Raw genomic sequence first — 25,833 nt, 5'->3', positions numbered from 1 at the left:
CCCGGCGAATGTTTCACGTGAAACACCGACCGGTTCCATGGCAATCTGGGCGGGTGGCGATCACGGAGAACGGCAGCACCACCCACCGGCCCGCGCAGCGCGCCACCCTCCTCGGCCTGCTCCGCGGCCGCGACTTCCGCCGGCTGCTGACCGCCCGGGTGCTCTCCCAGCTCTCCGACGGCGTCTTCCAGGTCTCGCTCGCCGCGTATGTGGTGTTCTCCCCGGAGAAGCAGTCCTCCCCCGCCGACATCGCCTCGGTCCTGGCCGTGATGCTGCTGCCGTTCTCGGTGATCGGCCCGTTCGCCGGCGTGCTGCTGGACCGCTGGCGGCGCCGCCAGGTGCTCTACTTCGGCAACCTGGCCCGGTTCGGGCTCGGCCTGGTGACCGGCGCCCTGCTGCTGGCCGAGGCCCCGTCCTGGCTGTTCTTCGCCTCCGCCCTGCTGGTCACCGCGCTCAACCGGTTCATCCTGGCCGGCCTGTCGGCCGCGCTCCCCCGGGTGGTGCCCCAGGAACAGCTGGTGACCGCCAACGCGCTCTCGCCCACCCTCGGCACGGTCGCCGCGGCCTCCGGCGGGGGCCTCGGCTTCGTGCTGCACCAGGTGATGTCCCCCGGTCCCCGGGCCGACGCCGCCCTGGTGACGGTCGCCGCGCTGCTCTACCTCTCGGCCGCGCTCGCCGCCCGCCGGATGGGCCGGGACCTCCTCGGGCCCGAGCACCGCACCGACCGCCCCCCGCTCGGCCGGGCCCTCGCCCAGGCCACCCGCGAGCTGGGCTCGGCCGTCCGGCACCTGGTCCGCGACTGCCGGCCCGCGGTGCACGCGCTGGCCGCCGTCACCGCCGCCCGGTTCTGCTACGGCGTGCTGATCGTCGTCGTGGTGATGCTGGCCCGCTACACCTTCAACGACCCGGCGGACAGCTCGGCCGGGCTGGTCACCCTGGGCCAGGCGGTCGGGCTCTCGGCGGCCGGGTTCTTCCTCGCCGCCGTGGTCAGCCCCTGGTGCACCCGCCGGCTGGGGCTGGCCGGCTGGATGACGGTCTGCCTGGCGGCGCCGGTGGTGTTCGTCCCGGCGCTCGGCCTGGGCTTCTCCCTGGTGCCGTGCCTGATCGCGGCGCTCCTGCTCGGCGTGGTCACCCAGGGCACCAAGATCTGTGCCGACACCGTGGTCCAGGAGTCGGTCGAGGACGAGTACCGCGGCCGCGTGTTCGCCATCTACGACGTGCTGTTCAACGTCGCCTTCGTGGCCGCCGCCCTGGTGACCGCCCTGGTGCTGCCGATCTCCGGACGCTCGGTGCCGGTGGTCCTGGGGGTCGCCCTGGTCTACGGGCTCTCCGCCCTGTGGTACTTCCGGGCCGCCCGCCGTACCGGGCCCATCCCCGGTGACCAGGCCTCCTGAGAACCCGCACACCCTCGAAACCCGTCGCGTCCGAGCGAGTCGCTAAGGTACGTCAGATCTGTCGGAGCCACAGCACTCTGTCTCGGGGGACAACCTGATGAGCACACCGCCTAATCCGTACGGCCAGCCGCCGCAGTACGGCTATCCGCAGGGACCGCCGGCCCCTCAGCCGTACGGTGCACCGGCTCCTCAGCCCTACGGTGCGCCGGCTCCTCAGCCCTACGGTGCACCGGCTCCGCAGTACGGGCCGCCGCAGGCGGTGCCGGCCGGCTACGGCCACCCCCAGCCCCAGCCCGCTCCGCCGGCCTACGGCTACCCGGCCCCGGCCCCCCAGCCCGCTCCGCCGTACGGGCAGCAGCAGCCGTACGGTGCCCCGCCCGGCGGCCAGCCGCCGTACGGCCAGCCGCCCCAGTACGGCCACCCGCAGGCTCCGCAGCCGCCCGCCGCGCCGGCCCGCAAGACCGGTGCCAAGGCCAAGCTGAAGGTCGTCGGCATCGTGCTCGGCGGTATCGCGCTGATCGTCGGCTACTTCGTCAGCGGGCCGAGCGTGAGCAGCGCCAAGGTCGGCGACTGCGTCAAGGCCAGCGGCTCGCGCGACGTCGACATCGTCAAGTGCACCGACAGCAAGGCGAACTACAAGGTGCTGGCGAAGTTCACCGACAGCACCGACACCACCCGCTGCCGGCAGACGGCGGGGACGACCAGCACGGTCTCCGGCAAGAGCGGCCGGCGCTGGAACAAGAAGCGCTACGTGCTCTGCCTCGGCCCGCTGACCACCGGCGTGCCGCCGGTCAAGACGTCGTCCTGACCGCCCCACCACCACGACCTTCCCCGGGGGACCCCACCATGTCCGTTCCACCTCCGCAGATGCCGTACGGCGCCCCGCCGCCCTCCGACGGCAGCAACCCCTATGCCACCGGCAACCCGTACGGGGCGCCGGCCGGTGCCCCGCCGGTGCCGCCGCAGGCCGGTCCGCCGCCGGGCTACGGCTACCCCGCCGCTCCCCCGCCCGGCCCCGCGCCCGCGTACGGCGCGCCCGCCCCGGCGCCCGGCTACGGCTACCCGCAGGCCGCGATGGCCCCGCAGGGCGGCCCGGTCTGCCGCTTCTGCGGCGGCTTCCCCGCCGTGGACACCACGGTCCGCGGGCACCAGGGGATCATCATCATCATGCGGTTCCTGAAGCAGCCGGGACCGTTCTGCCGCACCTGCGGCACCGCGGTGGTGCGCGACATGTCGGCCCGCACGCTGGTCCAGGGCTGGTGGGGCTACCTGTCCTCGATCATCACGCCGATCACCCTGCTGCGGAACCTGGCGGCCCACAACAAGATCAAGCAGCTGCCGCCGCCCGTCCCCGGCACCCACGGCCCGCAGCTCGACCCGGGCGTCCCGCTGACCAAGCGCCCGCACATGCTGATGCTGGTGCTGCCGGTGCTCTCGATCACCTCGTTCATCATCCTGGTGACCACCGGCGCGCTGGTCGGCGCGAACAACGACACTCCCCGGCCGATCCGCAGCATCGCGATGCCCACGGTGTCCGTCCCGGCCTTCCCCAGCCCGTCGTTCTCGATGCCGCCGATCCCGGAGATCACCACCCCGGCGGTCCCGAAGTCCTCGGCCCCGCCGGCGGCCTCCTCGGTGCCCAGCGACATCGACCGCGCCAAGGTCGGCGACTGCCTGCGCAACGAGAACGGGACGACCGCCACCCACGACACCAAGCCGCGGATCACGATGCTGCCCTGCAGCGACTCGCGGGCCCAGTACAAGGTGCTCCGCAAGCTGCTCGCCACCAGCGACGACAAGGGCTGCGACGCCGTGCCCGACTCGGACAGCAGCTACACCCGGGAGTCCACCAGCTCGGCCCTGAGCTTCGTGCTCTGCCTCCAGTCGGTGAACGCCTGACGGCACCGGGCGGCAACGCGCAAGGGGTGGCACCGGAGTCCGGTGCCACCCCTTTTGGGTCGGGCGCGGCTCAGCCCTGCTGCTCCGCCCACCAGGCGCGCAGCGCGACGACGGCCTCGTCCTGCTCCATCGGGCCGTGCTCCAAGCGCAGCTCCAGCATGTGCTTGTAGGCCTTGCCGACCTGGGGGCCGGGCCTGAGGTCGAGCAGCTCCATGATCTGGTTGCCGTCCAGCGCGGGGCGCACGGCGTCCAGCTCCTCCTGGTTGCGCAGCTCCTCGATCCGCTGCTCCAGGCCGTCGTAGGTGCGGGATAGCGCGGCGGCCTTCTTGCGGTTGCGGGTGGTGCAGTCGGAGCGGGTGAGCTTGTGCAGGCGCTCCAGCAGCGGGCCGGCGTCGGTGACGTAGCGCCGCACCGCGGAGTCGGTCCACTCGCCGCCGCCGTAGCCGTGGAAGCGCAGGTGCAGCTCCACCAGGCGGGAGACCTCCTCGGTGAGCTCCTTGGAGTACTTCAGGTCGCGCATCCGCTTGCGGGTCATCTTGGCGCCGACCACCTCGTGGTGGTGGAAGGAGACCCGGCCGTCGGACTCGAAGCGGCGGGTGCGCGGCTTGCCGATGTCGTGCAGCAGCGCGGCCAGCCGCAGGCTGAGGTCGGGGCCGTCCTGCTCCAGGTCGATGGCCTGCTCCAGCACGGTGAGCGAGTGCTCGTACACGTCCTTGTGGCGGTGGTGCTCGTCGCTCTCCAGGCGCAGCGCGGGCAGCTCCGGCAGGACGTGGTCGGCCAGGCCGGTGTCGACCAGCAGCCGCAGGCCCTTCACCGGGTGGGCGGACAGCAGCAGCTTGTTGAGCTCGGCCTGGACCCGCTCGGCGGAGACGATGGTGATCCGCTCGGCCATCGCGGTCATCGCGGCGACGACCTCGGGGGCGGGCTCGAAGTCGAGCTGGGCGGCGAAGCGGGCGGCCCGCATCATCCGCAGCGGGTCGTCGGAGAAGGACTCCTCCGGGGTGGCGGGGGTGCGCAGCACCCGGGCCTCCAGGTCGTCCAGGCCGTGGTGCGGGTCGACGAAGCCGCGGCCGGGCAGGTCGACGGCCATCGCGTTGACGGTGAAGTCGCGGCGGACCAGGTCCTGCTCGATGGTGTCGCCGTAGGTGACCTCGGGCTTGCGCGAGGTGCGGTCGTACGCCTCGGAGCGGTAGGTGGTGATCTCGATCAGGAACGAGCCCTGCGGGGTGTCCTTGCGGGCGCCCACGGTGCCGAAGGCGATGCCGACGTCCCACACGGCGTCCGCCCAGCCCTTGACCAGCTTGAGGACCTGCTGCGGCCGGGCGTCGGTGGTGAAGTCCAGATCGTTGCCGAGGCGGCCCAGCAGGGCGTCCCGGACGGAGCCGCCGACCAGCGCCAGCCGGTGCCCGGACGCCTCGAAGCGGCGGGCGATCTCGTCGGCGACCGGGGACACCCGCAGCAGTTCCTGCAGGCCCAGCGTCTGCGCCTCGCTCAGGCCGGGGACGACCTGGGTGGCGGTGCTGGAATGATGGGCGCCGGACTCATGGGCGGTGGACTCATTGGCAGTGGACACGGCTCACAAGGGTACGTGCCCCGAAGGGCCCGCCGCCCGCGCGTTTTCCGGCGTCCCACCGCAAGACCCGCAACACTGCACCCCCGGCTGCATCGTTACCATGCCGGTGGAACGAGTCTCGGGCAGCGCTGAGGGGCCGCCGGGCCGCGTGCCGTCACGGTCGGCCGAACGCCGTCCGGCCGCGGTTCTCACGGCTGATCGTTTCGGCCGACCGAGCACCCCAGCAGCATCCCCAGCAGCAGAGCATCAAGCAGCGAGCGATCGAGAACGGCGAGGGCGAAGCGCGTGAGCGAGCCGGCACGGCACTCGGGCCTGGAGGCGTACGGACATCCTGGACGTGCCGGGAGTGCCGCCGACGGGCGCCCACCCGGGCGCCGTGCGGTCCGGGTGGCCAGGCGGGCGGCGGCCGCCCTCGGAGCGGCGCTCGCGCTGCTGGCGGCCACGCCGCAGGCCGGGGCGCTGCCCGCCACGGGAGCCCGGCCGTCGGCGGAGTCCGGGGTGACGGCCGAGTACCCGGTGGTGATGACCATCGAGAGCGTCGAGCAGCCGGTGGCCACGCCGAACGGCACCGTGACGATCAAGGGCCATGTCACCAACGCCGGGAAGTCCGTGCTCAAGTCGGCGCACGCGGCGGCCCGCAAGCCCTGGGCGGGCAAGCCCCTGAACACCCGCAGCGACCTGGCCGCGGTGGCCGCCCGGACCAGTCCGGTCGGCGCGGACGGCATCGAGCTGGACAGCCCGCAGTACGCGCTGAACGAGCTGGGCCCGGGCCAGAGCCAGGCGTACACCCTGGGGATCGCGGTGAGCGACCTCCAGCTCTCCGGCGAGGGCGTGTACGAGCTCGCGGTGGACGTCTGGGGCTCGACCGCGGACAACCAGCGGGACCGCCCGCTGGGCATCGCCCGCACCTTCCTGCCGTACGACGACCCGGCGCCGAGCGAGGCGCAGCCGTCCAGGGTGACCACCCTGTGGCCGCTGGTGCACGCCCCGGTGCTGGCCGCGCAGACCGCCTCCGAGAACGACCAGAGCATCCCGGTGCTGCGCGACGACAGCCTGACGGCGGAGTTCTCGCCGGGCGGGCGGCTGTACGAGCTGGTGGACACCGGGGCCAAGCTGCCGGGGCTGACCTGGGTGGTCGACCCCGACCTGCTGGACACCGCGTTCGCGATGACCAGGGCGTACAAGGTGCAGAAGCCCGGCACCCAGGGCCAGTCGGCCAAGGAGGACAACGTCGTCCCGGGCACCGGCCAGGCCGCCGCGACGGCCTGGCTGGACAAGCTGCGGGCCGCCGTGGCGAAGTCGGGCAGCCAGGTGGTGGCGCTGCCGTACGCCGACCCGGACATCGCCTCGATCGCGCACAACGGCGCCGATCTGCCGGGCGTCGACGCCGCGCTCGGCAAGGCGTCCACCGCGGGCCGGCTGACCGTCGAGGGCCGGCTGTCGGTGGACACCCGGGCGGACGTGGCCTGGCCGTACCAGGGCTACCTGGACCAGCAGATCGCCGGCATGACGCAGCGCACCGGCAGCAGCCTGGTGCTGGTGAACGGGGCGAGCCTGCCGGAGTCGGACGGGCTGAAGTACACGCCGACCGCGCCGCGCCCGATCGGCAACGGCCAGACCGGGGTGGTCGCCGACAGCACGGTCTCCGAGCTGTTCGAAACCGATCTGAACACCCCGCAGGCGCAGAGCGAGGCCGTGCAGCGCTTCCTCGCCGAGACCTTCGTGATCTCCCGGCAGGAGCCGCAGAACCCGCGCGGCCTGCTGGTGATGCCGCCGCGCGAGCTGACCGCGAACAACGCCAAGGCGCTGGCGACGGCCCTGCTGACGGCGCAGGCCGGCAAGTGGGTGGAGCCGGTCAAGCTGGACGTGCTCGCCGCGGGCCCGGCCGATCCGAAGGCGAACTCCGCCGTCCCGGCGGCCACCGACTACCCGGCGCAGGCGCGCGCCTCGGAGCTGTCCTCGCTGGAGCTCACCGACACCATCAGGATCCAGAGCGAGCTGGACAAGCTGATGCGGATCCTCACCCTGCCGCAGCGGGTGCGCGGTCCGTTCAGCGCGGCCATGGTGCGCTCGATGTCCACCGAGTGGCGCTCCCAGCCGCCCGCTGGCAGCACCTACCGCGACGGCGTGTCGACGTACCTCGGCGAGCTGACCAAGGCGGTGAAGGTGCCGAAGAAGACCGTCATCACCTTCGCCGGCGACACCGGCGTGCTGCAGGTCAGCGTCCGCAACGACCTCACCCAGACGGTCACCAACCTCGAACTGGTGCTGACCCCGGCCCAGCCCAACCGGCTCAAGGTCGGCGCGCCGGAGCCGATCGTGCTGCCGGCCGCGCAGAGCGTCACGCTGCGGTTCGCGGCCGAGGCGCACAACAACGGGCCGGTCGCCATGACCGCCCAGCTGCGCACCACCGGTCCGGACTCACAGCCGTACGGCGAGCCGGTGACGTTCACGGTGGAGGTCACCTCGGTGACCAACGGCGTGCTGTACGTCTTCGGCGGCGGCCTGGTGCTGCTCCTGCTGGCGGGCCTGCGCTTCTACCGCCAGCGCAAGCGGCGGGGCCCGGCGGAGGACGGCGACGAACCGCTCGGCGCCGAGCCGGCGGCTGACGGACCGGCCGGCGGCACGGGCGGTGACCCGGACGGCGCCACGAGCGGCGGAGCGGTGCGGCCCGGGGAACGGCCCGCCACCGACGGGGGCGGGGGCCCCGGAGGTGAGGGACCTGCGCAGACACCGCGCGGCAGGACCGCAGATGGCCGGGATCGGGCCACCGGTGATGAGAAGGTTGGTCCTTGATACCGCCGACACCGCCCGACTCCGGGCCGGCCTCCCCCACGACAGCGAAGAGGTGACATGACCGGGCGCAGCGATGAGCGGCCGCCGGGCCGCGGTGAGGGCCGGCCGGGTGCCGAGTCGCCGTCCGGCGACTGGTACGTGGCCGACACCTACGCCCAGGACCCGTACGCGGCCGACGCGTACCAGGGCCACCAGGACGGCCAGGACCCGTACGGCATGCAGACCGCCCGGCCCGCCGAGCCCCAGCAGCCGGTCGCGGCGTACGACGTGCCGCCGCAGCTTCCGCCGCAGGGCGGCGGCTACCCGACGCCGGTGCCGGCGAACTCCTTCGCCCCGCCCGTCCCGCCGGTGCAGCCCGGCTGGGACACCCCGCCGCAGGCGGCCTGGCAGGAGGGCGCCCCCGGGTGGGAGCAGCCGGCCGCGCCGGCCGACCAGTGGGGCGGGCAGCACCAACAGCACCAACAGCACCAGCCGCCGCAGCACCAGCAGTGGCAGCCGGGCCCGGCGCACTCCGCCTGGGACTCCGAGAGCACCGAGTACGTGGGTGTGGACGCGCTGTTCGGCGCGGGCGGCGGCGGCCCCGGCCAGACCGAGGCGGCCTCCCGTCCGCACGTGCCGCAGCCCCCGCAGTCGCCGCTCGGCCACGCCCCGATGGCCCCCGCGGCGCCCGTGGCACCCGTCCCCCCCGTGCCGCAGTCCCCGCTGGGCCAGCCGCTCCTGCCGCCGGCCCCGTACCCGCATGCCGGCGCCTACCCGGGCCACCACGGCGGCGGCCAGGACGGGCAGCGCCCGTTCGTCCCGCCGATCGAGTTCGACCCGCCGCTCTCCGAGGAGGAGGCCACCATGCAGGTGGCCGCCGTCCAGGTACCGCCCGCGGTGGAGCCGCTGGACGAGCTGGCGGCCGAGCCGCACGCCCCCCAGGCGCCCGCGGCCGGCGGCGGCAAGGTCGCCAGCCTGCTGAACTCCAGCGCGATCATGGCGGCCGGCACCCTGGTCTCCCGTGGCACCGGCTTCCTGCGCACGATGGTGATCACCGCCGCGATCGGCGTCAGCGTGATGGGCGACTCGTACAACGCCGCCTACACCCTGCCGACCCTGCTGTACATCCTGATCGGCGGCGGCGCCCTGAACGCCGTGTTCGTGCCGCAGCTGGTCCGCAGCATGAAGAACGACGAGGACGGCGGCACCGCCTACGCCAACCGGCTGCTCACCCTGGTGATGGTCGGGCTCGGCGCGGTGGTCCTGCTGGCCGTGGTCGGCGCCCCGCTGCTGGTGCAGCTGATCTCGCACCCGATGATGGCGAACCCGGCCCGCGCCGACACCACCGTGGCGATGGCCCGCTACTGCCTGCCGACCATCTTCTTCATGGGCATCCACGTCGTGATGGGCCAGATCCTCAACGCCCGCGGCCGCTTCGGCGCGATGATGTGGACCCCGGTCCTCAACAACATCGTGGTGATCTTCACCTTCTCCGCCTACCTCTGGGTGTACGGCGGCTTCGGCACCACCGGGGTCACCCCCGAGACGATCTCCCCCGAGGGCGTCCGGCTGCTCGGCATCGGCACCCTGGTCGGCCTCGCCGTCCAGGCGCTGGCGATGATCCCGTACCTGCGGGCGGCGGACTTCCACTACCGGCCGCGCTTCGACTGGCGCGGCCACGGCCTCGGCAAGGCCGGCCGGCTGGCCAAGTGGACCTTCTTCTTCGTGCTCGCCAACCAGGCCGGCTACCTGGTGATCACCCAACTGGCCACCGCGGCCGGCAGCGCCGCCGAGCACGGCGGCCACAACGGTGTCGGCCTCGCCGCCTTCTCCAACGCCCTGCTCATCTGGCAGCTCCCGCAGGCCGTCATCGTGGTCTCGCTGATGAGCGCGGTGCTCCCCCGGCTCTCCCGGGCCGCCGCCGACGAGGACGCCGGCGCGGTGCGCGACGACATCTCGTACGGCCTGCGGACCACCGCCGTGGCGGTCGTCCCGGGCGCCTTCCTGTTCCTCTCGCTCGGCCCCGCGATCGGCCGCTCGATCTACGGGGTCGGCGGCAACGAGGTCGCCCTGGACAGCGCCACCAACGTGGGTCTGATGCTCTCCGCCTTCGCGCTGGGCCTGATCCCGTACTCGGTGCAGTACGTGATGCTGCGCGGCTTCTACGCCTACGAGGACACCCGGACCCCGTTCTCCAACACCGTCTGGGTGGCGGCCTGCCAGGCCGGCTTCTCGCTGCTCTGCTGGGTCGTCCTCCCCGCCGAGTGGACCGTGACGGGTATGGCATTCGGGTACGGTCTGGCGTACGCCGTCGGAGTGGCGGTGGCGGTACCCAAGCTGAAGAAGAAGATCGGCGGGCTGGACACCAAGCGGATCGGCAAGACCTACACCAGGCTGATCACCGCCTGTGTGCCGGCCGCGCTGGTCGGGCTGGGCGTCAGTCTGGCGGTGCAGCAGGTCATCGGCGGCTGGCTGGGCAGTGTGCTCACCATCGTCCTGGCCGGCGCCCTCCAGATCGCCGTCTTCACCCTGATCGCGAAGAAGCTGCGGATCGAGGAGCTGAACGCGATGCTGGGCATGGTCCGCGGCCGACTGGGCCGCTGACCGCTCGTACCAACCGGTCGTACCGGCCGGCGCCCTGATCGGGCGTCAACCGGACGGCCGGGGTTCTCCGCCCCGTCGGGGCGGGCACTGGGCCGCCATCCGGTCCGGGAATCCCCCGGACCCGGATGGCGGCCCAGTGCCGGATCTGCACCACATCTCTCCACCATCACGCAACCGCGAGGCCCTTTCAGCGGTCGTACCGGTGGAGAAGAGTGGGCACAATTGTCCTGGAGCGCAGGGCGGCCAACCTCTACGCTCCAGCGACTCTCTCAGGCCGGGGCGACACAAGGGGAGGCAGGACCACGGTGGCTGATGGCACCAAGGCGGTCGTCGACACGTCAGCAGCTGGCGGCGCGGCGGACGAGGCCGCACTGGCCGCGGCGATCGACGAGCTCGCCGATGAGGCGGCCTCGGCGGCCGGGGGCACCGAGCGCGCCCCGAGCGACTCCGAGCCCTCCCCGAGCGGGGAGGAGACCTCGGAGATCACCGCACCGCTGTCGGCCAAGGAGATCGCCGCCGAGCTGTCCGCCGGCGACGCCGCCGCGGCCAAGCGGCGGGCGGACGCGGCAGCGGCCGGGGCGGGCGCCGGAAAGGCCGCCGCGCGCCCCCCGCAGGACCCGCAGCCCACCGTCGACACCCGCGACACCGGCACCCTGCCGCGCACCCTCCCCGCCCCGCTGCGGCACAGCGGTGACACCATCGGCCACCGGTACCGGCTGGAGGAGTGCATCTCCCAGGCCGAGACCTTCAGCAGCTGGCGGGCGGTCGACGAGAAGCTGCGCCGGGCCGTCGGCGTCCACCTGATGGCGGCCGGCCACCAGCGGGCCCGCGCCGTGCTGGCCGCCGCCAAGTCCGCCGCGCTGCTCGGCGACCCGCGCTTCGTCCAGGTCCTGGACGCCGTCCAGGAGGGCGAGCTGGTCTACGTCGTCCGGGAGTGGCTGCCGCACGCCTCCGACCTCGCCAAGCTGCTCGCCACCGGCCCGATGGAGCCGCACGAGGCGTACCAGATGGTCCGCCAGGTCACCGACGCGGTCGCCGCCGCGCACCGGCGCGGCCAGGCCCATCTGCGGCTCACCCCGCGCTGTGTGCTGCGCACCGACAGCGGCCAGTACCGGATCAACGGCATCGCGGTCGACGCCGCCCTGCGCGGGCTGCCCGCCGGTGGCGGCGAAGGTGACGGCGGCACCGCCGACGACGCCGCGCGCACCGACACCCGCGCCATCGGCGCCCTGCTGTACGCCGCGCTGACCCACCGCTGGCCGTTCCCCGAGGACCGCTACGACCTCCAGGGCCTGCCCAGAAGCCTCGGCGACGTGCCGCCCGACCAGGTCCGGGCCGGCGTCCACAAGGGCCTCTCCGAGCTGGCCGCCCGCGCCCTGTTCGACCACCCCCCGCACCACGCCGAGCCGATCACCACCCCCGAGCAGCTCGCCAAGGCCATCGCGCTGATGCCGCGCATCCGCCAGCCGGAGCCGGAGCTGCCCGCCTACACCGCGCCGCCCCGGCACAACACCCACGCGCTGCCCACCGCGCCCAACCCGACCCGGGTGGTCGCCGCCCCCGGCACCGGCCCGGTCCCGATGGCCCAGCCGGTCCGGCGCAGTCGGCGCCGGCTGCGCCGGGTGGTCAAGGCGACCGCCTGGACGGTCGCCCTCGGCGCGATCGGCGTCGGCTCCTGGCAGCTGGTCGACAGCCTGCGCAGCACCGGGCCCACGGCGGCGGCCACCCAGCCCGCGAGCGGCACCAGCTCGGCCCCTGTGCAGGCGGCCGCGCACACCCCCGTGCCGATCCAGGTCAAGGAGGCCCAGTCCTACGACCCGGTGGGCACCAATCCGCCGAGCAACTACCTGACCGACAAGGCCTTCGACGGGGACCCGAACACCGTCTGGATCAGCTCCTGGTACCAGGACCCGTTCGGCCCGAAGCCGCTCCCCCGGGAGGGCACCGGCCTGCTGATCGACCTCGGCACGCCGCAGCCCGTCAGCTCGGTGAACGTCCAGTTCGCCGGCTCCACCACGGCGGAGCTCAGGGTCCCCGGCGCACAGGCCGCCGGGAACCCGCAGAAGGCCCAGCCGAACGCCTTCACCGTGGTCGACAAGGGCAGCGGCACCAGTGTCGACTTCGCCGCCCAGGCGCCGGTCACCACGCGCTACCTCTTGCTCTGGATGACCAGCCTGCCGAAGGATAACGACGGCAGGTTCCGCGGCCACGTCGCCGACGTCAAGGTCTTCGGCTGACCGCACCGGCGCGGACGGCCCGGACGACCAGCCCGGACGACCCGGCGCGGGACGGCCCGGCACAGGACATCAGGACGGCACAGGACGGGGAGGGGCGGTGGCAGTGACGGACGGCGCGGACCGGACGGACGACGACGCGACCCTCCTCGCCCGGCACGTCGCCGGCGACCGGGAGGCCTTCGGCCTGCTGGTGAACCGCCACCGGGACCGGCTCTGGGCGGTCGCCCTGCGCACCCTGGGCGACCGCGAGGAGGCCGCCGACGCCCTCCAGGACGCCCTGGTCTCCGCGTTCCGCTCCGCCCACACCTTCCAGGGCCGCTCGGCCGTCACCACCTGGCTGCACCGGATCGTGGTCAACGCCTGCCTGGACCGCGCCCGGCGCACCGCCACCCGCCGCACCAAGCCGCTGGACGACGACCCGCAGCGGCTGGACTCCCTGGTCGGCTCCGCCGAACCGGCCGACAGCCCGGTGGTCCGCGCCGAGGTGCGCCGGGAGGTCACCGCGGCGCTCGCCGAGCTCCCGGTCGAGCAGCGGGCCGCGCTCGTCCTGGTCGACATGCAGGGCTACCCCGTCGCCGAGGCCGCCGAGCTGCTCGGGGTGCCGGTCGGCACCGTGAAGAGCCGCTGCGCCCGCGGCCGCGCCCGGCTGCTGCCGCTGGTCCGCCACCTCCGCGAGGACGGCGGCGGCGCGGCGGCGGCCGCCGTTCCACGTGAAACCACGACCGCCCGACCGGGCGGCGGACCGGTCCGCGGCGGCGCCTCCGGGCCCCCCGGGAACCCACCGGCCGCCCGCACCGTCACAGGGACAGGCCCGGACACCGGCCGACCGATCCTGGAAGGAGACGCGAGCACGCGATGACTGCCCCCCTCTCCTCCCCCGACCCCACCGGACCGCACCCCGGCGTCGACGAGCTCGCCGACCTCGCCGAGGGGCTGGTCGAGTCGGCCGAGACCGCCGAGGCGCTGCGGCGCCACCTCGCCGACTGCCCCGAGTGCCGTGAGACGACCGAGGCGCTCGCCGAGGTGCAGGCACTGCTCGGGGCCGCCGAGGCGCCGCCGATGCCCGCCGACATCGCCGAGCGGCTCGACGCCGCGCTGGCCGCGGCCGCCACCGAGACCGACGCCGCCGAGGCCGTCGACAAGGCCGTACGCGGCCCCCAGGAGCCCTCCCGACCGGGCCACCGGGGCGAGGGCCCGACCCGGCCGGCACGCCCCGCCACAGCGGCCTCCGCGCCGCCCGGGCGCCCCGCCGCGGGTACCCCGTCGACCGCCCCCGGCAGCCCCGGGCCGGGCCGCACCCGCCGACGCCGGGCCCGGCTGCTGCTCGGCGCCGCCGCCGCACTGTTCGCGGTCGGCCTCGGCGGCGCCCTGCTGCTGCAGCCGGACGACCGGCGGTCGTCGAGCACCAGCGCGGCCCGCGCCGACGCCCCGGCCGCCACCTCCGTCCCCGCCGCCGGCACCCCGCCCCGGCCCGAGGCCGACGGCGGGACGGCCTACCGCGAGGACGCGCTGGCCGCCCAGATCCAGCAGCTGCTCGCCCAGGGCGGCCGCCCCGGCAGCCCGGCCGCCAAACCCTCCGCCGGACCGCCGGTCGACGGCGAGCAGGGGATCCGCGGCCACAGCGCCACCGCCTGTCCGGCCCCCGTCGACGGCACCCCGCTGGCCACCGACCGGGGCAGCTTCGCCGGCGCCCCGGCCGAGGTCCTGGTGTACGCCGTGCCCGGCCACCCGGACCAGCTGGACGTCTACCTCCGGACCCCCGACTGCGGGCCGGTCCTGCTGCACCGGACCGTCCCGACCCGCTGAGCGGAACATGCGGCGTTCCGCGCCCCGCGATCCGAACGATCCACGCCCGGCGCGACCCGACGCTCCCAGAGTTCGGGCACCTGGTACTGATCCGCCTGGGAATGCGGGAGACTGGTCAGTCGTTGTCCCGGGCGGCGGAGCAGGACCGCCCTCCCCGCACTAGCGCGGGTCGCGATGCGAACCAGGAGATGCAGTGAGCGACGTCCGTAACGTGATCATCATCGGTTCCGGCCCGGCCGGCTACACGGCTGCGCTCTACACCGCCCGAGCCTCCCTCAAGCCGTTGGTCTTCGAGGGTGCCGTCACCGCCGGTGGCGCGCTGATGAACACCACCGAGGTCGAGAACTTCCCGGGCTTCCGGGACGGCATCATGGGCCCCGAGCTGATGGACAACATGCGGGCGCAGGCCGAGCGCTTCGGCGCCGAGCTCATCCCGGACGACATCGTCTCGGTCGACCTCACCGGTGACATCAAGACCGTCACCGACTCCGAGGGCAACGTCCACAAGGCCCGCGCCGTGATCGTCACCACCGGCTCGCAGCACCGCAAGCTGGACCTGCCGAACGAGGACGCGCTGTCCGGCCGCGGGGTCTCCTGGTGCGCCACCTGCGACGGCTTCTTCTTCCGCGACCAGGACATCGCGGTGGTCGGCGGCGGCGACACCGCCCTGGAGGAGGCCACCTTCCTCTCGCGCTTCGCCCGCAGCGTCACGATCGTCCACCGCCGCGACAGCCTGCGCGCCTCCAAGGCGATGCAGGAGCGCGCCTTCGCCGACGAGAAGATCCGCTTCGAGTGGAACAGCGCCATCGAGGCGATCCACGGCGACCCGAAGCTGACCGGGGTCACCCTTCGTGACACCGTCTCCGGCGAGACCCGCGAGCTGCCCGTCACCGGCCTGTTCATCGCGATCGGCCACGACCCGCGCACCGAGCTGTTCAAGGGCCAGCTGGAGCTGGACGCCGAGGGCTACCTCAAGGTCGAGGCCCCCTCCACCCGCACCAACATCCCGGGTGTCTTCGGTGCCGGCGACGTCGTCGACCACACCTACCGCCAGGCCATCACCGCCTCCGGCACCGGCTGCGCGGCCGCGCTGGACGCCGAGCGCTACCTGGCCTCGCTGGCCGACCTGGAGGCCCAGGCCGCCGCGACCGTCGCGGTCTGATCCGCCCCACCGACCGATCCCCCGCGGGGGTGTTCCACGTGAAACACCCCCGCGCCGGCCAGGCAGAAACAGAACGGGTCCGCCCGTTGTTCTCCTGGCAGCAGCCCTCTTTGCCGTTTGACCCTGAGGAGTCCCCGTGGCCGGCGCCACCACCACCGTCACCGACGCGACGTTCAAGGCCGATGTCCTGGACAGCGAGAAGCCCGTACTGGTCGACTTCTGGGCCACCTGGTGCGGCCCGTGCCGCCAGGTCGCCCCGATCCTGGAAGAGATCGCGGCCGAGCACGCCGACAAGCTGACCATCGCCAAGCTGGACGTCGACAGCAACCAGCAGACCGCCGCTCAGTACAACGTGATCTCGATCCCGACCCTGATCGTCTACAAGGGCGGCGAGCCGGTGAAGTCCATCACCGGTGCGCGTCCGAAGGCCGCGCTGCTGCGCGAGCTGGCCGAGTTCATCTAGGTCCTGACCGGGCCTGGGCCCGGCCGACGACCGCGCGAAGGCGGCGCTCCCCCCACCGGGGAGCGCCGCCTTCGTCGTTCACACCGCGGCGCCCGGGCCGGCCGGGCCGGAGCTCAGAACGGCCGCAGCGCCGGCTCCTTGCGCGCCCCGCCGAGCAGCCGCTCCAGCGCCCCCTCCACATCGCCCCGCCAGGAGAGCGTGGCCCTGGCCTCCAGCCGCAGCCTCGGGTAGCGGTGGTGCGGCCGTACGGTCTTGAAGCCCACCGCCAGCAGGTGGTCGGCCGGCAGCACGCAGCTCGGCGGCTCCCGTCCGACCGCGCCGAAGGCCTCGATCGCCCGGACCCCCCGCCCCAGCAGATCCTTGGCCACCGTCTGCACCAGCACCCGGCCGAGCCCCTGGCGCTGGAAGCCCGGCACGACCCGGCTGATCATCAGCTGGACGGCGTCCGGAGAGACCGGACTGGTCGGGAAGGACTGCGAGCGCGGGACGTAGGCGGGCGGGGCGTAGAGCACGAACCCGGCCGGGACGTCGTCCACATAGACGATCCGGCCGCAGGACCCCCACTCCAGCAGCACCGCGGAGATCCAGCCCTCCTTCTCCAGCTCCGGCTTGCCCGACTCCACCGCCGCCCGTCCGCTGACCGGATCCAGCTCCCAGAACACACAGGAGCGGCAGGTCGTCGGCAGGTCCGCGAGGTTGTCCAACGTCAGCGGAGCGATCCGGCGTCCCATCCCCCGCACCTCCTCGTCCACTCCACAGTCGAGCATTCCCCCGAATGCCGATGGGTGCATGTTCCACGTGAAACCCGGCTCACGTACAACATGCACCCATCGGCAGTACCACTCCCCCGGAGTGGCTCAGCTCTGCGACAGCCGCAGCCCGTCCTCGCCCGGGGCCAGGCTGTCCAGGATCCGGTTCAGGTCCTCCACCGATCCGAACTCCAGGACGACCTTGCCCTTGCCGAGCCTGCCGCCGCGCTGCGAGACCTCGACCTTGACCCGGGTGTCGAAGCGGTCCGAGAGCCGGCTCGCCAGGTCGTTGAAGGCCGGGGAGAGCAGCTTGCCCGCCTTCGGCCCGGCCGGGCGCTGCGGCTTCTCCTCGCTGTCGATCAGCCGGACGATCTCCTCGGTGGTGCGCACCGAGAGGCCCTCCGCGATGATCCGCTTCGCCAGGTGCTCCTGGCGCTCGGCGTCCGGCACGCCCACCAGCGCCTTGGCGTGCCCGGCGGTCAGCACACCCGCGGCGACCCGGCGCTGGACGGCCGGCGAGAGCTTCAGCAGCCGCAGGGTGTTGGTGACGTGCGGGCGCGAGCGGCCGATCCGGTCGGCCAGCTCGTCGTGCGTGCAGGAGAAGTCCCGCAGCAGCTGGTCGTAGGCGGCGGCCTCCTCCAGCGGGTTCAGCTCCGCCCGGTGCAGGTTCTCCAGGAGGGCGTCCAGCAGCAGCTTGTCGTCCTCGGTGGCCCGGACGATCGCCGGGATCTGCTCCAGCCCGGCCTCCCGGGAGGCCCGCCACCGGCGCTCGCCCATGATGAGCTCGAAGCGCTCGGGCGCGACCTGGCGCACCACCACCGGCTGGAGCAGGCCCACCTCCTTGATGGAGGCGACCAGCTCGGCCAGCTTGTCGGCGTCGAAGACCTCGCGCGGCTGGCGCGGGTTGGGGGTGATCGCGTCCAGCGGCAGCTCGGCGAAGAAGGCACCGACCGCCTGGGCCGGCTCCGCCGTCGCCGTCTCCCGGTCGGCCTGCTCCCGCAGGCTCTCGGCGGCCGCCCGGGCCGCCACCGTGCCGCGGCCGGTCGGCACCACCGGCACCGCCGCCGGTACCACCGTGTCGGCCACCGCCACCGCGACCGCCGCGGGCTGCGTAGCCACCGCGCCGTCCTCCGGCGTCGCGGCCGGGATCAGCGCCTTGAGTCCTCGTCCGAGACCCCTGCGACCACTCACCGATTGCCCTCCGTCGTGCTGTGCTGTGCCATCGGGGCATCCTGCCCCGGCTGGCCATCCCGCTGCTGGCCGTCCCGCTGCTGGCCCACCAGTGAACCACCGCTCCCGGCGACCACCGCCCGCATCGCGAGTTCCCGGGCGGCCTCCAGATAGGAGAGCGCCCCGGTGGAGCCGGGATCGTAGGTGAGCACCGTCTGACCGTAGCTGGGCGCCTCCGAGATGCGCACCGAGCGCGGGATCGCGGTCTGCAGCACCTCCTGCTGGAAGTGCGTCCGGACCTCCTCGGCCACCTGGGCGGCCAACCTGGTCCGGGCGTCGTACATGGTGAGCAGGATGGTGGAGACGTGCAGCGTGGGGTTGAGGTGCGCCCGGACCAGCTCGACGTTGCGCAGCAGCTGGCCGAGACCCTCCAGCGCGTAGTACTCGCACTGGATCGGGATCAGCACCTCCTGGCCCGCGACCAGGGCGTTGACCGTCAGCAGGCCCAGCGAGGGCGGGCAGTCGATCAGGATGTAGTCCAGCGGCTGCTCGTACGCGGCGATGGCGCGCTGGAGCCGGCCCTCCCGGGCCACCAGCGAGACCAGTTCGATCTCCGCGCCGGCCAGGTCGATGGTGGCGGGGACGCAGAACAGCCCCTCGACGTCCACCACCGGCTGCACCACGTCGGCCAGCGGCTTGCCCTCCACCAGGACCTCGTAGATCGACGGCACCTCGGCGTGGTGGTCGATGCCGAGTGCGGTGGAGGCGTTGCCCTGCGGGTCGAGGTCCACCACCAGGACCCGCAGTCCGTGCATGGCGAGCGAGGCGGCCATGTTGACGGTGGTGGTGGTCTTGCCCACCCCGCCCTTCTGGTTGGCCACCACGATCACGCGGGTGGCGGCGGGCCGGGGAAGCCCCTCCCCCGCCCGTCCGATCGCCTGGACCGCAGCCTGGGCAGCACGCGCGATGGGCGTGTCATCGATCTGGTCGATGGTCTCCGAGTCCTGCATGGGGGTCAGTGTTTCACGTGAAACCGGAGCGGCAACAGTCGCCGCCCGGATGAGACCGAGCCCGCGGCGAAGCCGCTTGTCGAGACCGTCTGAAAGCAGGGAGCGACGTTTCACGTGAAACACCATGCCCGCTATGTCGGAAATCTGACGGTGCGACACTCCGATGGGCGGCAGTCCCCCTGATGGCCGCCCGGATGTCACCCGGGCGCCGCAGAAGCCGCACGAACGGAACGAGCGGCACGAGCGGCACGAACGGGCGGACAGCAGAGCGGGCGGACAGCAGAGCGGGCGGGCGGTCCGAGGACCACCCGCCCGCTCTCCCGGCTTCGCTCAGCGCCCGCGGCGCCGTCCGCCCCGGGTCCGGTCGCCACCGCGCACGGGGGCCCCGGCGTTGCGCCCGGCCCGGGCCGCCTTGGCCCGCCTGGTCGCCGCCTTCACCCCGCCCGGGCTCTCCCCCGCTTTGACCTGGACCACCCGGGTCGAGGTCTCCAGGGTGCCCTCGCCCACCGAGATCACCGTCCACTCGACGGCGCCCAGCTTGGTCAGCCCGGCCCGCGAGTCCGCCAGCTCCTGCTCGGCGCTGTCGCCCTTGAGCGCCAGCATCTGGCCGTGCGGGCGGAGCAGCGGCATGCCCCAGCCGGCCAGCCGGTCCAGCGGTGCGACCGCGCGGGCCGTCACCACGTCCACCGCGATCTTGCCGACCATCTCCTCGGCGCGGCCGCGCAGCACGGTGACGTTCTCCAGCTGCAGCTCGCGGACCACCTCCTCCAGGAAGGTGGTCCGGCGCAGCAGCGGCTCCAGCAGGGTCACCGACACGTCGGGCCGGGCCAGCGCAACGGGGATGCCCGGCAGGCCGGCACCGGAGCCGACGTCGCACATGGTCGACCCGGGCGGCAGCAGCTCGGCGAGCACGGCGCAGTTCAGGACGTGGCGGTCCCAGAGCCGCGGCACCTCACGGGGGCCGATCAGACCGCGCTGGACACCCGCCGTGGCCAGCAGCTCGGTGTAGCGGACGGCGGCGTCGTAGCGCTCGCCGAACACCTCCCTGGCCACGGCCGGCGCCTCGGCCAGCCCCTCGGCGGCCGCACCCTCGACAGCCGGACCGTCCGAGGCCGGGTTGACGTCACCCGTCCCGGGCTCTCCCGCAGCCGTGCTCTCCGTGTCCATCTCAGCCTCTCCGCTCCCCGGATCCACCGACCCGCGCTTCGCACCGTTTCACGTGAAACATCTCCCGCCGGGCCGCGGCCCCGCAGAGGGACGACGACCCCGCCCGCACAAGGCGGACGGGGTCTCAGTCGCCAACCGGTCGTTCCGACGCCCCCGGCCGTGTGGGGCCGGGCGTCGGTGCCACCTGCTGTCAGGCCGGCAGCACGACCACGAACCGCTGGGGCTCTTCGCCCTCCGACTCACTGCGCAGACCCGCCGCGGCCACCGCGTCGTGGACGACCTTGCGCTCGAACGGGGTCATCGGCCGCAGCTTGACCTGCTCACCCGTGCTCTTGACCTGATCCGCGGCCTGGGCGCCGAGCGTGGCCAGCTCGGAACGCTTGCGGGCCCGGAAGCCGGCAATGTCCAGCATGAGGCGGCTGCGCTCGCCGGTCTCCCGGTGGACAGCCAACCGGGTCAGCTCCTGCAGCGCCTCCAGCACCTCGCCGTCCTGGCCGACCAGGCGCTGCAGCGCCCGGTCGTTGCCGTCGCCGACGATGGAGACCAGGGCGCGGTCGCCCTCCACGTCCATGTCGATGTCACCGTCGAGGTCGGCGATGTCGAGCAGACCCTCCAGGTAGTCCGCCGCGATGTCGCCCTCCTGCTCCAGGCGGGAGATGAGGCTGTCGTCGGCGCTGGCGGCGGCCTCGGCCTCGACGGCGGAGGTGGTGCCTTCCGTCACTGATGGACTCCTTCGGAGATGGGCCCGGGTGGTGGGCCGGAAACGAGGATCGGGGGGCCGCCCGGTCGCTCCGGGGGCGGGGCCGGTCGGGTCAGGACTTCTTCTTCGGCCGCTGGCCGCCCTGCCCACCACGCTTCGGCTGCTGCCGGGTGCCCGGCCGGGTGGCACCGGGCTTGGTGCCACCCGGCTTGCCCGTACCCTGCTTGGCCGCGGCCGACTTGGCGTCGCCGGACTCCGCCGGGGCGGCGTCCACGGGCTCCTCCGTCTGCTCCGGGGCGTCCTTGGTCAGGCTGGCCGTCTGGGTGCCACCGGTGTGCTGGCGCTGGGCCTTGGTCTGCTTGCGCGGCTGCTGGCGGCGGACCTGCACCGACTCCTCGACGACGGCCTCGGCGGAGGCGGTCGACTTCTTCGGGGGGAGCAGGCCGAACATGGCGCCCTTGATCACGGTGCCGTCCGGGTTGATCCGGCCGGCCTTCTTCAGCCGCGCCTGACGCTCGTCCCACGCCTTGCTGCCCGGCGTCGGGTTGTTGCGGATGACGATCAGCTGCTGGCCCATCGACCAGACGTTGGTGGTCAGCCAGTAGACGAGGACACCGACGGGGAAGTTGATGCCCATCACGGCGAACATGATCGGGAAGACGTACATCAGCATCTTCTGCTGCTGCATGAACGGCGTCTTGACCGAGAGGTCGACGTTCTTGGTCATCAGCTGGCGCTGGGTGATGAACTGCGACAGCGACATCAGGATGATCATCACGGCCGTGACGATCTTGACGCTGATCTCGGTGCTGCCGAGGAAGGTCGCCGACAGCGGGGCACCGAAGATGTGCGCCTGGCCGGCGCTGGTCAGCAGGTCACCGTGGATGACGCCGATCGGCTCGCTCTTCGCGACCTTGGCGAGCACACCGTAGAGGGCGGTGAAGAACGGCGCCTGCACGAGGATGGGAAGGCAGCTGGAGAACGGGTTGGTACCCGCCTCCTTGTACAGCTTCATCATCTCTTCGGACTGGCGCTGCTTGTCGTTCTTGTAGCGCTCCTGGATGGCCTTCATCTTCGGCTGGATCGCCTGCATGGCCCGGGTCGCCTTGATCTGCTTCACGAAGAGCGGGATCAGGCAGATCCGGATCACGACCACCATCGAGGCGATGGCCAGACCCCAGGCCCAGCCACCGTCCGGGTCGAAGACGTGGCTGTACAGCGAGTGGAACTGGACGATGATCCAGGACACCGCTGTGTACAGGGGGTTCAGGAAGGAGAAGGTCACCGGTCAGGCTCCTTGGACATTGGGATTGGCCGCACAGGGCCAATGGTCGCCGGGCCCTCGGGGTCCGGACCGGCGGGGGGTGTGGTCACCGGCTGACCGACGGCGGACCTGCGGCTCAGCAGATCGCGCAGCCGGCGGTGCCACACCGGATGCTTGCGTGGCGGGACATGGTCCACCCCGCCGGGCGTCCACGGATTGCAGCGCAGGATGCGCCACGCGGTCAGGCCGCCGCCCTTGACCGCCCCGTGCACCTTCACGGCCTCGAAGCCGTAGTGCGAGCAGGAGGGGTAATAACGGCAGACCGGACCGAGCAGTGGGCTGATGGTCCACTGGTAGACCCGGATCAGACCCATCAGCAGGTACTTCATCGCCCTGCTCCCGTCGGCGCCGCGGCGGCGGGCTCCGCCTTCAGCAGCCGCTTCAGCGCCGCGTCAAGATCGCGTTCAAGATCCTGGTACGAGGCGGACGCGGCCTGGGGCAGCGCACGCACCACTATCAGGCTACCGGCGGGCAGCCTGGAGAGACGATCACGGACGAGATGGCGCAGGCGCCGCTTCACCAGGTTGCGGACGACCGCCGGACCGACGGCCTTGCTCACGACGAAACCCGCACGCGCCGAAGGAGTCCCCTCGGCGACGTGCGGGCGGGAGTCGCTGGTCCGGTCGGCCTGCCCCTTGAGGTCCCCGTCTCTACTGAGATGGACGACCAGAAGGGGCCGGCCGGCCCGGCGACCGCGTTTCACCGCGGTCGCGAAGTCCTGGCGCCGCCGCAGCCGGTTTTCGGAGGGCAGCACAACAGACTCTTGGCGCGAATCAGGCGGAGATGGCGCTGCGGCCCTTGCCACGGCGGGCGGCCAGGATGGCACGGCCGGCACGGGTACGCATACGCAGCCGGAAGCCGTGGGTCTTCGCGCGACGACGGTTGTTCGGCTGGAAGGTGCGCTTGCTCACTCGGGGGCTCCTGAGGTGAATCGTAGGATGACGGGTGATCGCTTGGCCGTCACCGTGCGTCCGCGTGATCTCCCCTGATACGGAAATCCGGCCCATCACCCCAGTTCGGCTGGGGTTCAGGCAATCCACGGCGCCCGTGCTGCGCGCCTTATGGAGCGGGCGGACCCGCGGACATGCGGCAGCGGCCATCGACAACTCGACCTGGTTACGGTACGCGGGACGAGGCACGAGGGTCAAACCAGCCGTTCACACCCTGGCGCCGGAACACCGCATCCCCCGCTCTTCGCCCACAGCCTGTGGACAACGACTTGATCCCGCTCTGTTCGCTGACTACCGTTGCAGGACTTGTCTGGTTTGTTCTTCATCAACGGACCGCAGATCCACAGTCTCTTGATCCACCACCCCCTGCTGGAGCCGCGGGGAACCGAGAAAGCGTGCACCAGTGGCTGATGTCAACAGCGACCTTGTCCCGGTCTGGGCGCGGGTCGTCGAGCGGCTGGTCAGCGACCCGGACGTCGGGGAGATGGACAAGCAGTGGGTGCAGCGCACCCAGCCGATGTGGATGATGCACGACACCGCCCTGCTGGCGACCCCCAACGAGCGGGCCAAGCAGGTCCTGGAGGGCCGGCTGCTGCCGCAGCTCACCGAGGCCCTCAGCCGTGAGCTCAGCCGTCCGGTGCGGATCGCCGTGATGGTCGACGCCAACGCGGTGCCGACCACCCCCGCGTCCGCCGCACCCGCCGAGCCGTACCCGGGCGCCGAGGACACCGGCGAGTACGACGAGCCCGCCTACGAGCGCCCCTACGAGCAGGACTACGAGCGCGGCCGGTACGACACCGGCGGCTACGAGCAGCGCCCGGCCCCCTACGGTCCCCCCGGCGGGGCACCGGCCTGGCCGGGCGGCGAGAGCTCCCCCGCCTGGGAGGGCCGCCACGGCTACGCCGAGCAGGGCCCGTCCTACCCCGACTCCCCGCCCGTCTACCGCGAGCCGGAGGAGCCCGGGCGCCACCCGCAGCGCCCGCTTCCCGGACCGCCCGCGACCACCCAGGGCGACCTGTTCGGCGGTGCCTACGGCCCCGGGCCGAACGAGCAGCCCCGGACCGGCCCCGGCCGCCGCTCCCCCGCGGGCCGACCGGCCCCCGGCCGCCCCGCGGACAAGTCCGCCGGCGAGCGCGCCCCGGAGCGCCCGGGTGTGCCCGGGGTGCCCCCGCCGCCCGGCGCCCCTCCGGCCGGCGGCTCCCGCAAGGACGAGCCGGCCGCGCGGCTGAACCCCAAGTACCTCTTCGACACCTTCGTCATCGGCGCGAGCAACCGCTTCGCGCACGCGGCGGCGGTGGCCGTCGCCGAGGCTCCGGCCAAGGCGTACAACCCGCTCTTCATCTACGGCGAGTCCGGGCTGGGCAAGACCCACCTGCTGCACGCCATCGGGCACTACTCGCGCAGCCTCTTCCCGGGGACCAGGGTGCGGTACGTGTCCTCGGAGGAGTTCACCAACGAGTTCATCAACTCGATCCGGGACGGCAAGGCGGACGCGTTCCGCAAGCGCTACCGGGACATGGACATCCTGCTCGTGGACGACGTGCAGTTCCTGGCGAGCAAGGAGTCCACGCAGGAGGAGTTCTTCCACACCTTCAACACCCTGCACAACGCCAACAAGCAGATCGTGCTGTCCTCCGACCGGCCGCCCAAGCAGCTGATCACGCTGGAGGACCGGCTGCGCAACCGCTTCGAGTGGGGTCTGATCACCGACGTCACCCCGCCGGAGCTGGAGACCAGGATCGCGATCCTGCGCAAGAAGGCGATCCAGGAGCAACTGAACGCCCCGGCCGACGTGTTGGAGTTCATCGCGTCCCGGATCACCCGCAACATCCGGGAGTTGGAGGGCGCCCTGATCCGGGTCACCGCCTTCGCCAACCTCAACCGGGCGCCGGTGGACCTGGAGTTGGCCGGCATCGTCCTCAAGGACCTGATCCCGGGCGGGGACGAGGACGCCGGGCCGGAGATCACCGCGCAGGTCATCATGCAGCAGACCGCCGCCTACTTCGGGTTGGGCGTCGACGACCTCTGCGGATCCTCGCGCAGCCGCGTGCTGGTGACGGCCCGTCAGATCGCCATGTACCTCTGCCGGGAGCTGACCGACCTCTCGCTGCCGAAGATCGGCGCCCAGTTCGGCGGCCGCGACCACACCACGGTGATGCACGCGGACCGCAAGATCCGCTCGCTGATGGCCGAGCGCCGCTCGATCTACAACCAGGTCACCGAGCTGACCAACCGCATCAAGAGCTGACCCTCCCAGGGCCGTTGAGGGCGTCGGGGGCGGTGCACGGTGTGCACCGCCCCCGAGTCGTTCCCGGGCGGTTCCCGGGCCGGCGAAAGGGCGTCAGGAGCGATCCTGGCGCCCTTTCGCATGTCCACAGGTGTGTATCGCCGATCCGCTGGGCATGGATGCCGGTGACGGACGCTCCGCCAGTGCACAGCCCGCGCCGAACGTCTGACCAGGGATTCGAACTCCCCGGGCGCGCAGGGCCGAAATCCACAGGTGAGCGGGGTTCTCGACCGTCCACAGGCCACCGGGCTGCGAGTTATCCAGAATTCCTCCACAGGCCGCCCACCGCTACGCTCTTCCGCGCAGGTCAGGTGCCTGTGGACTTGTGCACAACGGTTATCCACAGGGTGTGGACAATTGGCGGGCCGTCAGGGGGCCATCCGGGTTATCCACCGGTTGTCCCCAGGGCCGGACGGGTTATCCCCAGGTTGTCCACAGTGGCGTCCACAGTTCGACAACCTTGGGCAGGCGTTCATGCCCTGGTGTGAAAGGCGTCACGCGATGTTGACCGGAGCCCGTGGATAACCATGGCAGGATCTGGGGACAGCGCTGGGGATAACCTG

Annotated in this window: 21 protein-coding genes; 11 read left to right on the top strand and 10 right to left on the bottom strand. The window is 72.7% G+C overall.

What is annotated here, in order from left to right:
- The first annotated feature begins 59 nt into the window (after positions 1-59).
- The 3 genes from ACIGZJ_RS08785 (at position 60) to ACIGZJ_RS08775 (ending at position 3,293) form a co-directional block, all read left to right on the top strand.
- A complete protein-coding gene (locus ACIGZJ_RS08785) occupies positions 60-1,394 on the top strand; it encodes an MFS transporter (RefSeq protein ID WP_396456861.1) in 1,335 nt (444 codons plus the stop codon).
- 97 nt (positions 1,395-1,491) lie between these two features.
- Positions 1,492-2,202 (top strand): hypothetical protein, encoded by a 711-nt coding sequence (locus ACIGZJ_RS08780; RefSeq protein WP_396456572.1) that lies wholly within the window; start codon positions 1,492-1,494, stop codon positions 2,200-2,202.
- 38 nt (positions 2,203-2,240) lie between these two features.
- Positions 2,241-3,293: a hypothetical protein gene (locus ACIGZJ_RS08775; protein WP_396456571.1), complete on the top strand. Its 1,053-nt coding sequence runs from the start codon at positions 2,241-2,243 to the stop codon at positions 3,291-3,293.
- Positions 3,294-3,363: 70 nt separating this feature from the next.
- On the opposite strand, the gene ACIGZJ_RS08770 is transcribed toward ACIGZJ_RS08775, so the two are convergent.
- Entirely contained in the window at positions 3,364-4,788 is a 1,425-nt protein-coding gene (locus tag ACIGZJ_RS08770; RefSeq protein ID WP_396456860.1) for a CCA tRNA nucleotidyltransferase, read from the bottom strand.
- Between the two features lie 465 nt (positions 4,789-5,253).
- On the opposite strand from ACIGZJ_RS08770, the gene ACIGZJ_RS08765 reads away from it, so the two are divergent.
- From ACIGZJ_RS08765 to trxA, 7 genes are all read left to right on the top strand, one after another.
- Positions 5,254-7,662, top strand: coding sequence for a DUF6049 family protein (locus ACIGZJ_RS08765; RefSeq protein ID WP_396456570.1), 2,409 nt, complete (start codon positions 5,254-5,256; stop codon positions 7,660-7,662).
- A gap of 57 nt (positions 7,663-7,719) precedes the next feature.
- On the top strand, positions 7,720-10,245 hold the full coding sequence (gene murJ / locus ACIGZJ_RS08760; protein ID WP_396456569.1) for a murein biosynthesis integral membrane protein MurJ: 2,526 nt from the start codon (positions 7,720-7,722) through the stop codon (positions 10,243-10,245).
- 305 nt (positions 10,246-10,550) lie between these two features.
- Positions 10,551-12,482 (top strand): protein kinase family protein, encoded by a 1,932-nt coding sequence (locus ACIGZJ_RS08755; protein ID WP_396456568.1) that lies wholly within the window; start codon positions 10,551-10,553, stop codon positions 12,480-12,482.
- Positions 12,483-12,585: 103 nt separating this feature from the next.
- Positions 12,586-13,341, top strand: coding sequence for an RNA polymerase sigma factor SigM (sigM, locus tag ACIGZJ_RS08750; protein ID WP_396456859.1), 756 nt, complete (start codon positions 12,586-12,588; stop codon positions 13,339-13,341).
- On the top strand, positions 13,338-14,288 hold the full coding sequence (locus tag ACIGZJ_RS08745; protein WP_396456567.1) for an anti-sigma factor family protein: 951 nt from the start codon (positions 13,338-13,340) through the stop codon (positions 14,286-14,288). The genes sigM and ACIGZJ_RS08745 overlap by 4 nt, the downstream gene beginning before the upstream one ends.
- 193 nt (positions 14,289-14,481) lie before the next feature.
- Entirely contained in the window at positions 14,482-15,450 is a 969-nt protein-coding gene (gene trxB / locus ACIGZJ_RS08740; protein ID WP_396456566.1) for a thioredoxin-disulfide reductase, read from the top strand.
- A gap of 136 nt (positions 15,451-15,586) precedes the next feature.
- Positions 15,587-15,913: a thioredoxin gene (trxA, locus tag ACIGZJ_RS08735; protein WP_392930298.1), complete on the top strand. Its 327-nt coding sequence runs from the start codon at positions 15,587-15,589 to the stop codon at positions 15,911-15,913.
- Positions 15,914-16,026: 113 nt separating this feature from the next.
- On the opposite strand, the gene ACIGZJ_RS08730 is transcribed toward trxA, so the two are convergent.
- The 9 genes from ACIGZJ_RS08730 to rpmH form a co-directional block, all read right to left on the bottom strand.
- The gene (locus ACIGZJ_RS08730; RefSeq protein WP_392930296.1) at positions 16,027-16,644 is read right to left on the bottom strand and encodes a GNAT family N-acetyltransferase; all 618 of its coding nucleotides are present in this window, start codon (positions 16,642-16,644) and stop codon (positions 16,027-16,029) included.
- Between the two features lie 126 nt (positions 16,645-16,770).
- Complete coding sequence (locus tag ACIGZJ_RS08725) at positions 16,771-17,853, bottom strand: ParB/RepB/Spo0J family partition protein (protein ID WP_396456565.1); 1,083 nt, start codon at positions 17,851-17,853, stop codon at positions 16,771-16,773.
- A complete protein-coding gene (locus ACIGZJ_RS08720) occupies positions 17,850-18,893 on the bottom strand; it encodes a ParA family protein (RefSeq protein ID WP_396456858.1) in 1,044 nt (347 codons plus the stop codon). The genes ACIGZJ_RS08725 and ACIGZJ_RS08720 overlap by 4 nt, the downstream gene beginning before the upstream one ends.
- A gap of 279 nt (positions 18,894-19,172) precedes the next feature.
- A complete protein-coding gene (rsmG, locus tag ACIGZJ_RS08715) occupies positions 19,173-20,009 on the bottom strand; it encodes a 16S rRNA (guanine(527)-N(7))-methyltransferase RsmG (RefSeq protein ID WP_396456564.1) in 837 nt (278 codons plus the stop codon).
- A 190-nt stretch (positions 20,010-20,199) separates the two neighbouring features.
- Positions 20,200-20,730 carry a protein jag gene (locus tag ACIGZJ_RS08710; RefSeq protein WP_392930290.1) on the bottom strand — a complete coding sequence of 177 codons (531 nt, stop codon included), beginning with the start codon at positions 20,728-20,730 and terminating at the stop codon, positions 20,200-20,202.
- Positions 20,731-20,821: 91 nt separating this feature from the next.
- Positions 20,822-21,994 carry a membrane protein insertase YidC gene (gene yidC, locus ACIGZJ_RS08705; protein WP_396456563.1) on the bottom strand — a complete coding sequence of 391 codons (1,173 nt, stop codon included), beginning with the start codon at positions 21,992-21,994 and terminating at the stop codon, positions 20,822-20,824.
- Positions 21,991-22,362 carry a membrane protein insertion efficiency factor YidD gene (yidD, locus tag ACIGZJ_RS08700; protein WP_396456562.1) on the bottom strand — a complete coding sequence of 124 codons (372 nt, stop codon included), beginning with the start codon at positions 22,360-22,362 and terminating at the stop codon, positions 21,991-21,993. The genes yidC and yidD overlap by 4 nt, the downstream gene beginning before the upstream one ends.
- Positions 22,359-22,787, bottom strand: a complete 429-nt coding sequence (gene rnpA / locus ACIGZJ_RS08695) for a ribonuclease P protein component (protein WP_392930284.1) — start codon at positions 22,785-22,787, stop codon at positions 22,359-22,361. Before rnpA ends, yidD begins: the two co-directional genes overlap by 4 nt.
- Before the next feature lie 19 nt (positions 22,788-22,806).
- Positions 22,807-22,944: a 50S ribosomal protein L34 gene (gene rpmH, locus ACIGZJ_RS08690; protein WP_148643823.1), complete on the bottom strand. Its 138-nt coding sequence runs from the start codon at positions 22,942-22,944 to the stop codon at positions 22,807-22,809.
- 442 nt (positions 22,945-23,386) lie between these two features.
- On the opposite strand from rpmH, the gene dnaA reads away from it, so the two are divergent.
- Positions 23,387-25,231 (top strand): chromosomal replication initiator protein DnaA, encoded by a 1,845-nt coding sequence (gene dnaA, locus ACIGZJ_RS08685; protein WP_392930281.1) that lies wholly within the window; start codon positions 23,387-23,389, stop codon positions 25,229-25,231.
- Positions 25,232-25,833 lie beyond the last annotated feature (602 nt).

Source organism: Kitasatospora sp. NPDC052868 (assembly GCF_044547105.1).
Lineage (GTDB): Bacteria > Actinomycetota > Actinomycetes > Streptomycetales > Streptomycetaceae > Kitasatospora.
The sequence above is the reverse complement of the archived record's forward strand: the minus strand, read 5'-3'. Positions and strand labels throughout refer to the sequence as shown.

Coding starts and splice junctions, on each gene's coding strand:
- ACIGZJ_RS08780 (WP_396456572.1), top strand. CDS start 1,492: ATGAGCACACCGCCTAATCCGTACGGCCAGCCGCCGCAGTACGGCTAT.
- ACIGZJ_RS08775 (WP_396456571.1), top strand. CDS start 2,241: ATGTCCGTTCCACCTCCGCAGATGCCGTACGGCGCCCCGCCGCCCTCC.
- murJ (WP_396456569.1), top strand. CDS start 7,720: ATGACCGGGCGCAGCGATGAGCGGCCGCCGGGCCGCGGTGAGGGCCGG.
- ACIGZJ_RS08745 (WP_396456567.1), top strand. CDS start 13,338: ATGACTGCCCCCCTCTCCTCCCCCGACCCCACCGGACCGCACCCCGGC.
- ACIGZJ_RS08730 (WP_392930296.1), bottom strand. CDS start 16,644: ATGGGACGCCGGATCGCTCCGCTGACGTTGGACAACCTCGCGGACCTG.
- rsmG (WP_396456564.1), bottom strand. CDS start 20,009: ATGGACACGGAGAGCACGGCTGCGGGAGAGCCCGGGACGGGTGACGTC.
- yidD (WP_396456562.1), bottom strand. CDS start 22,362: ATGAAGTACCTGCTGATGGGTCTGATCCGGGTCTACCAGTGGACCATC.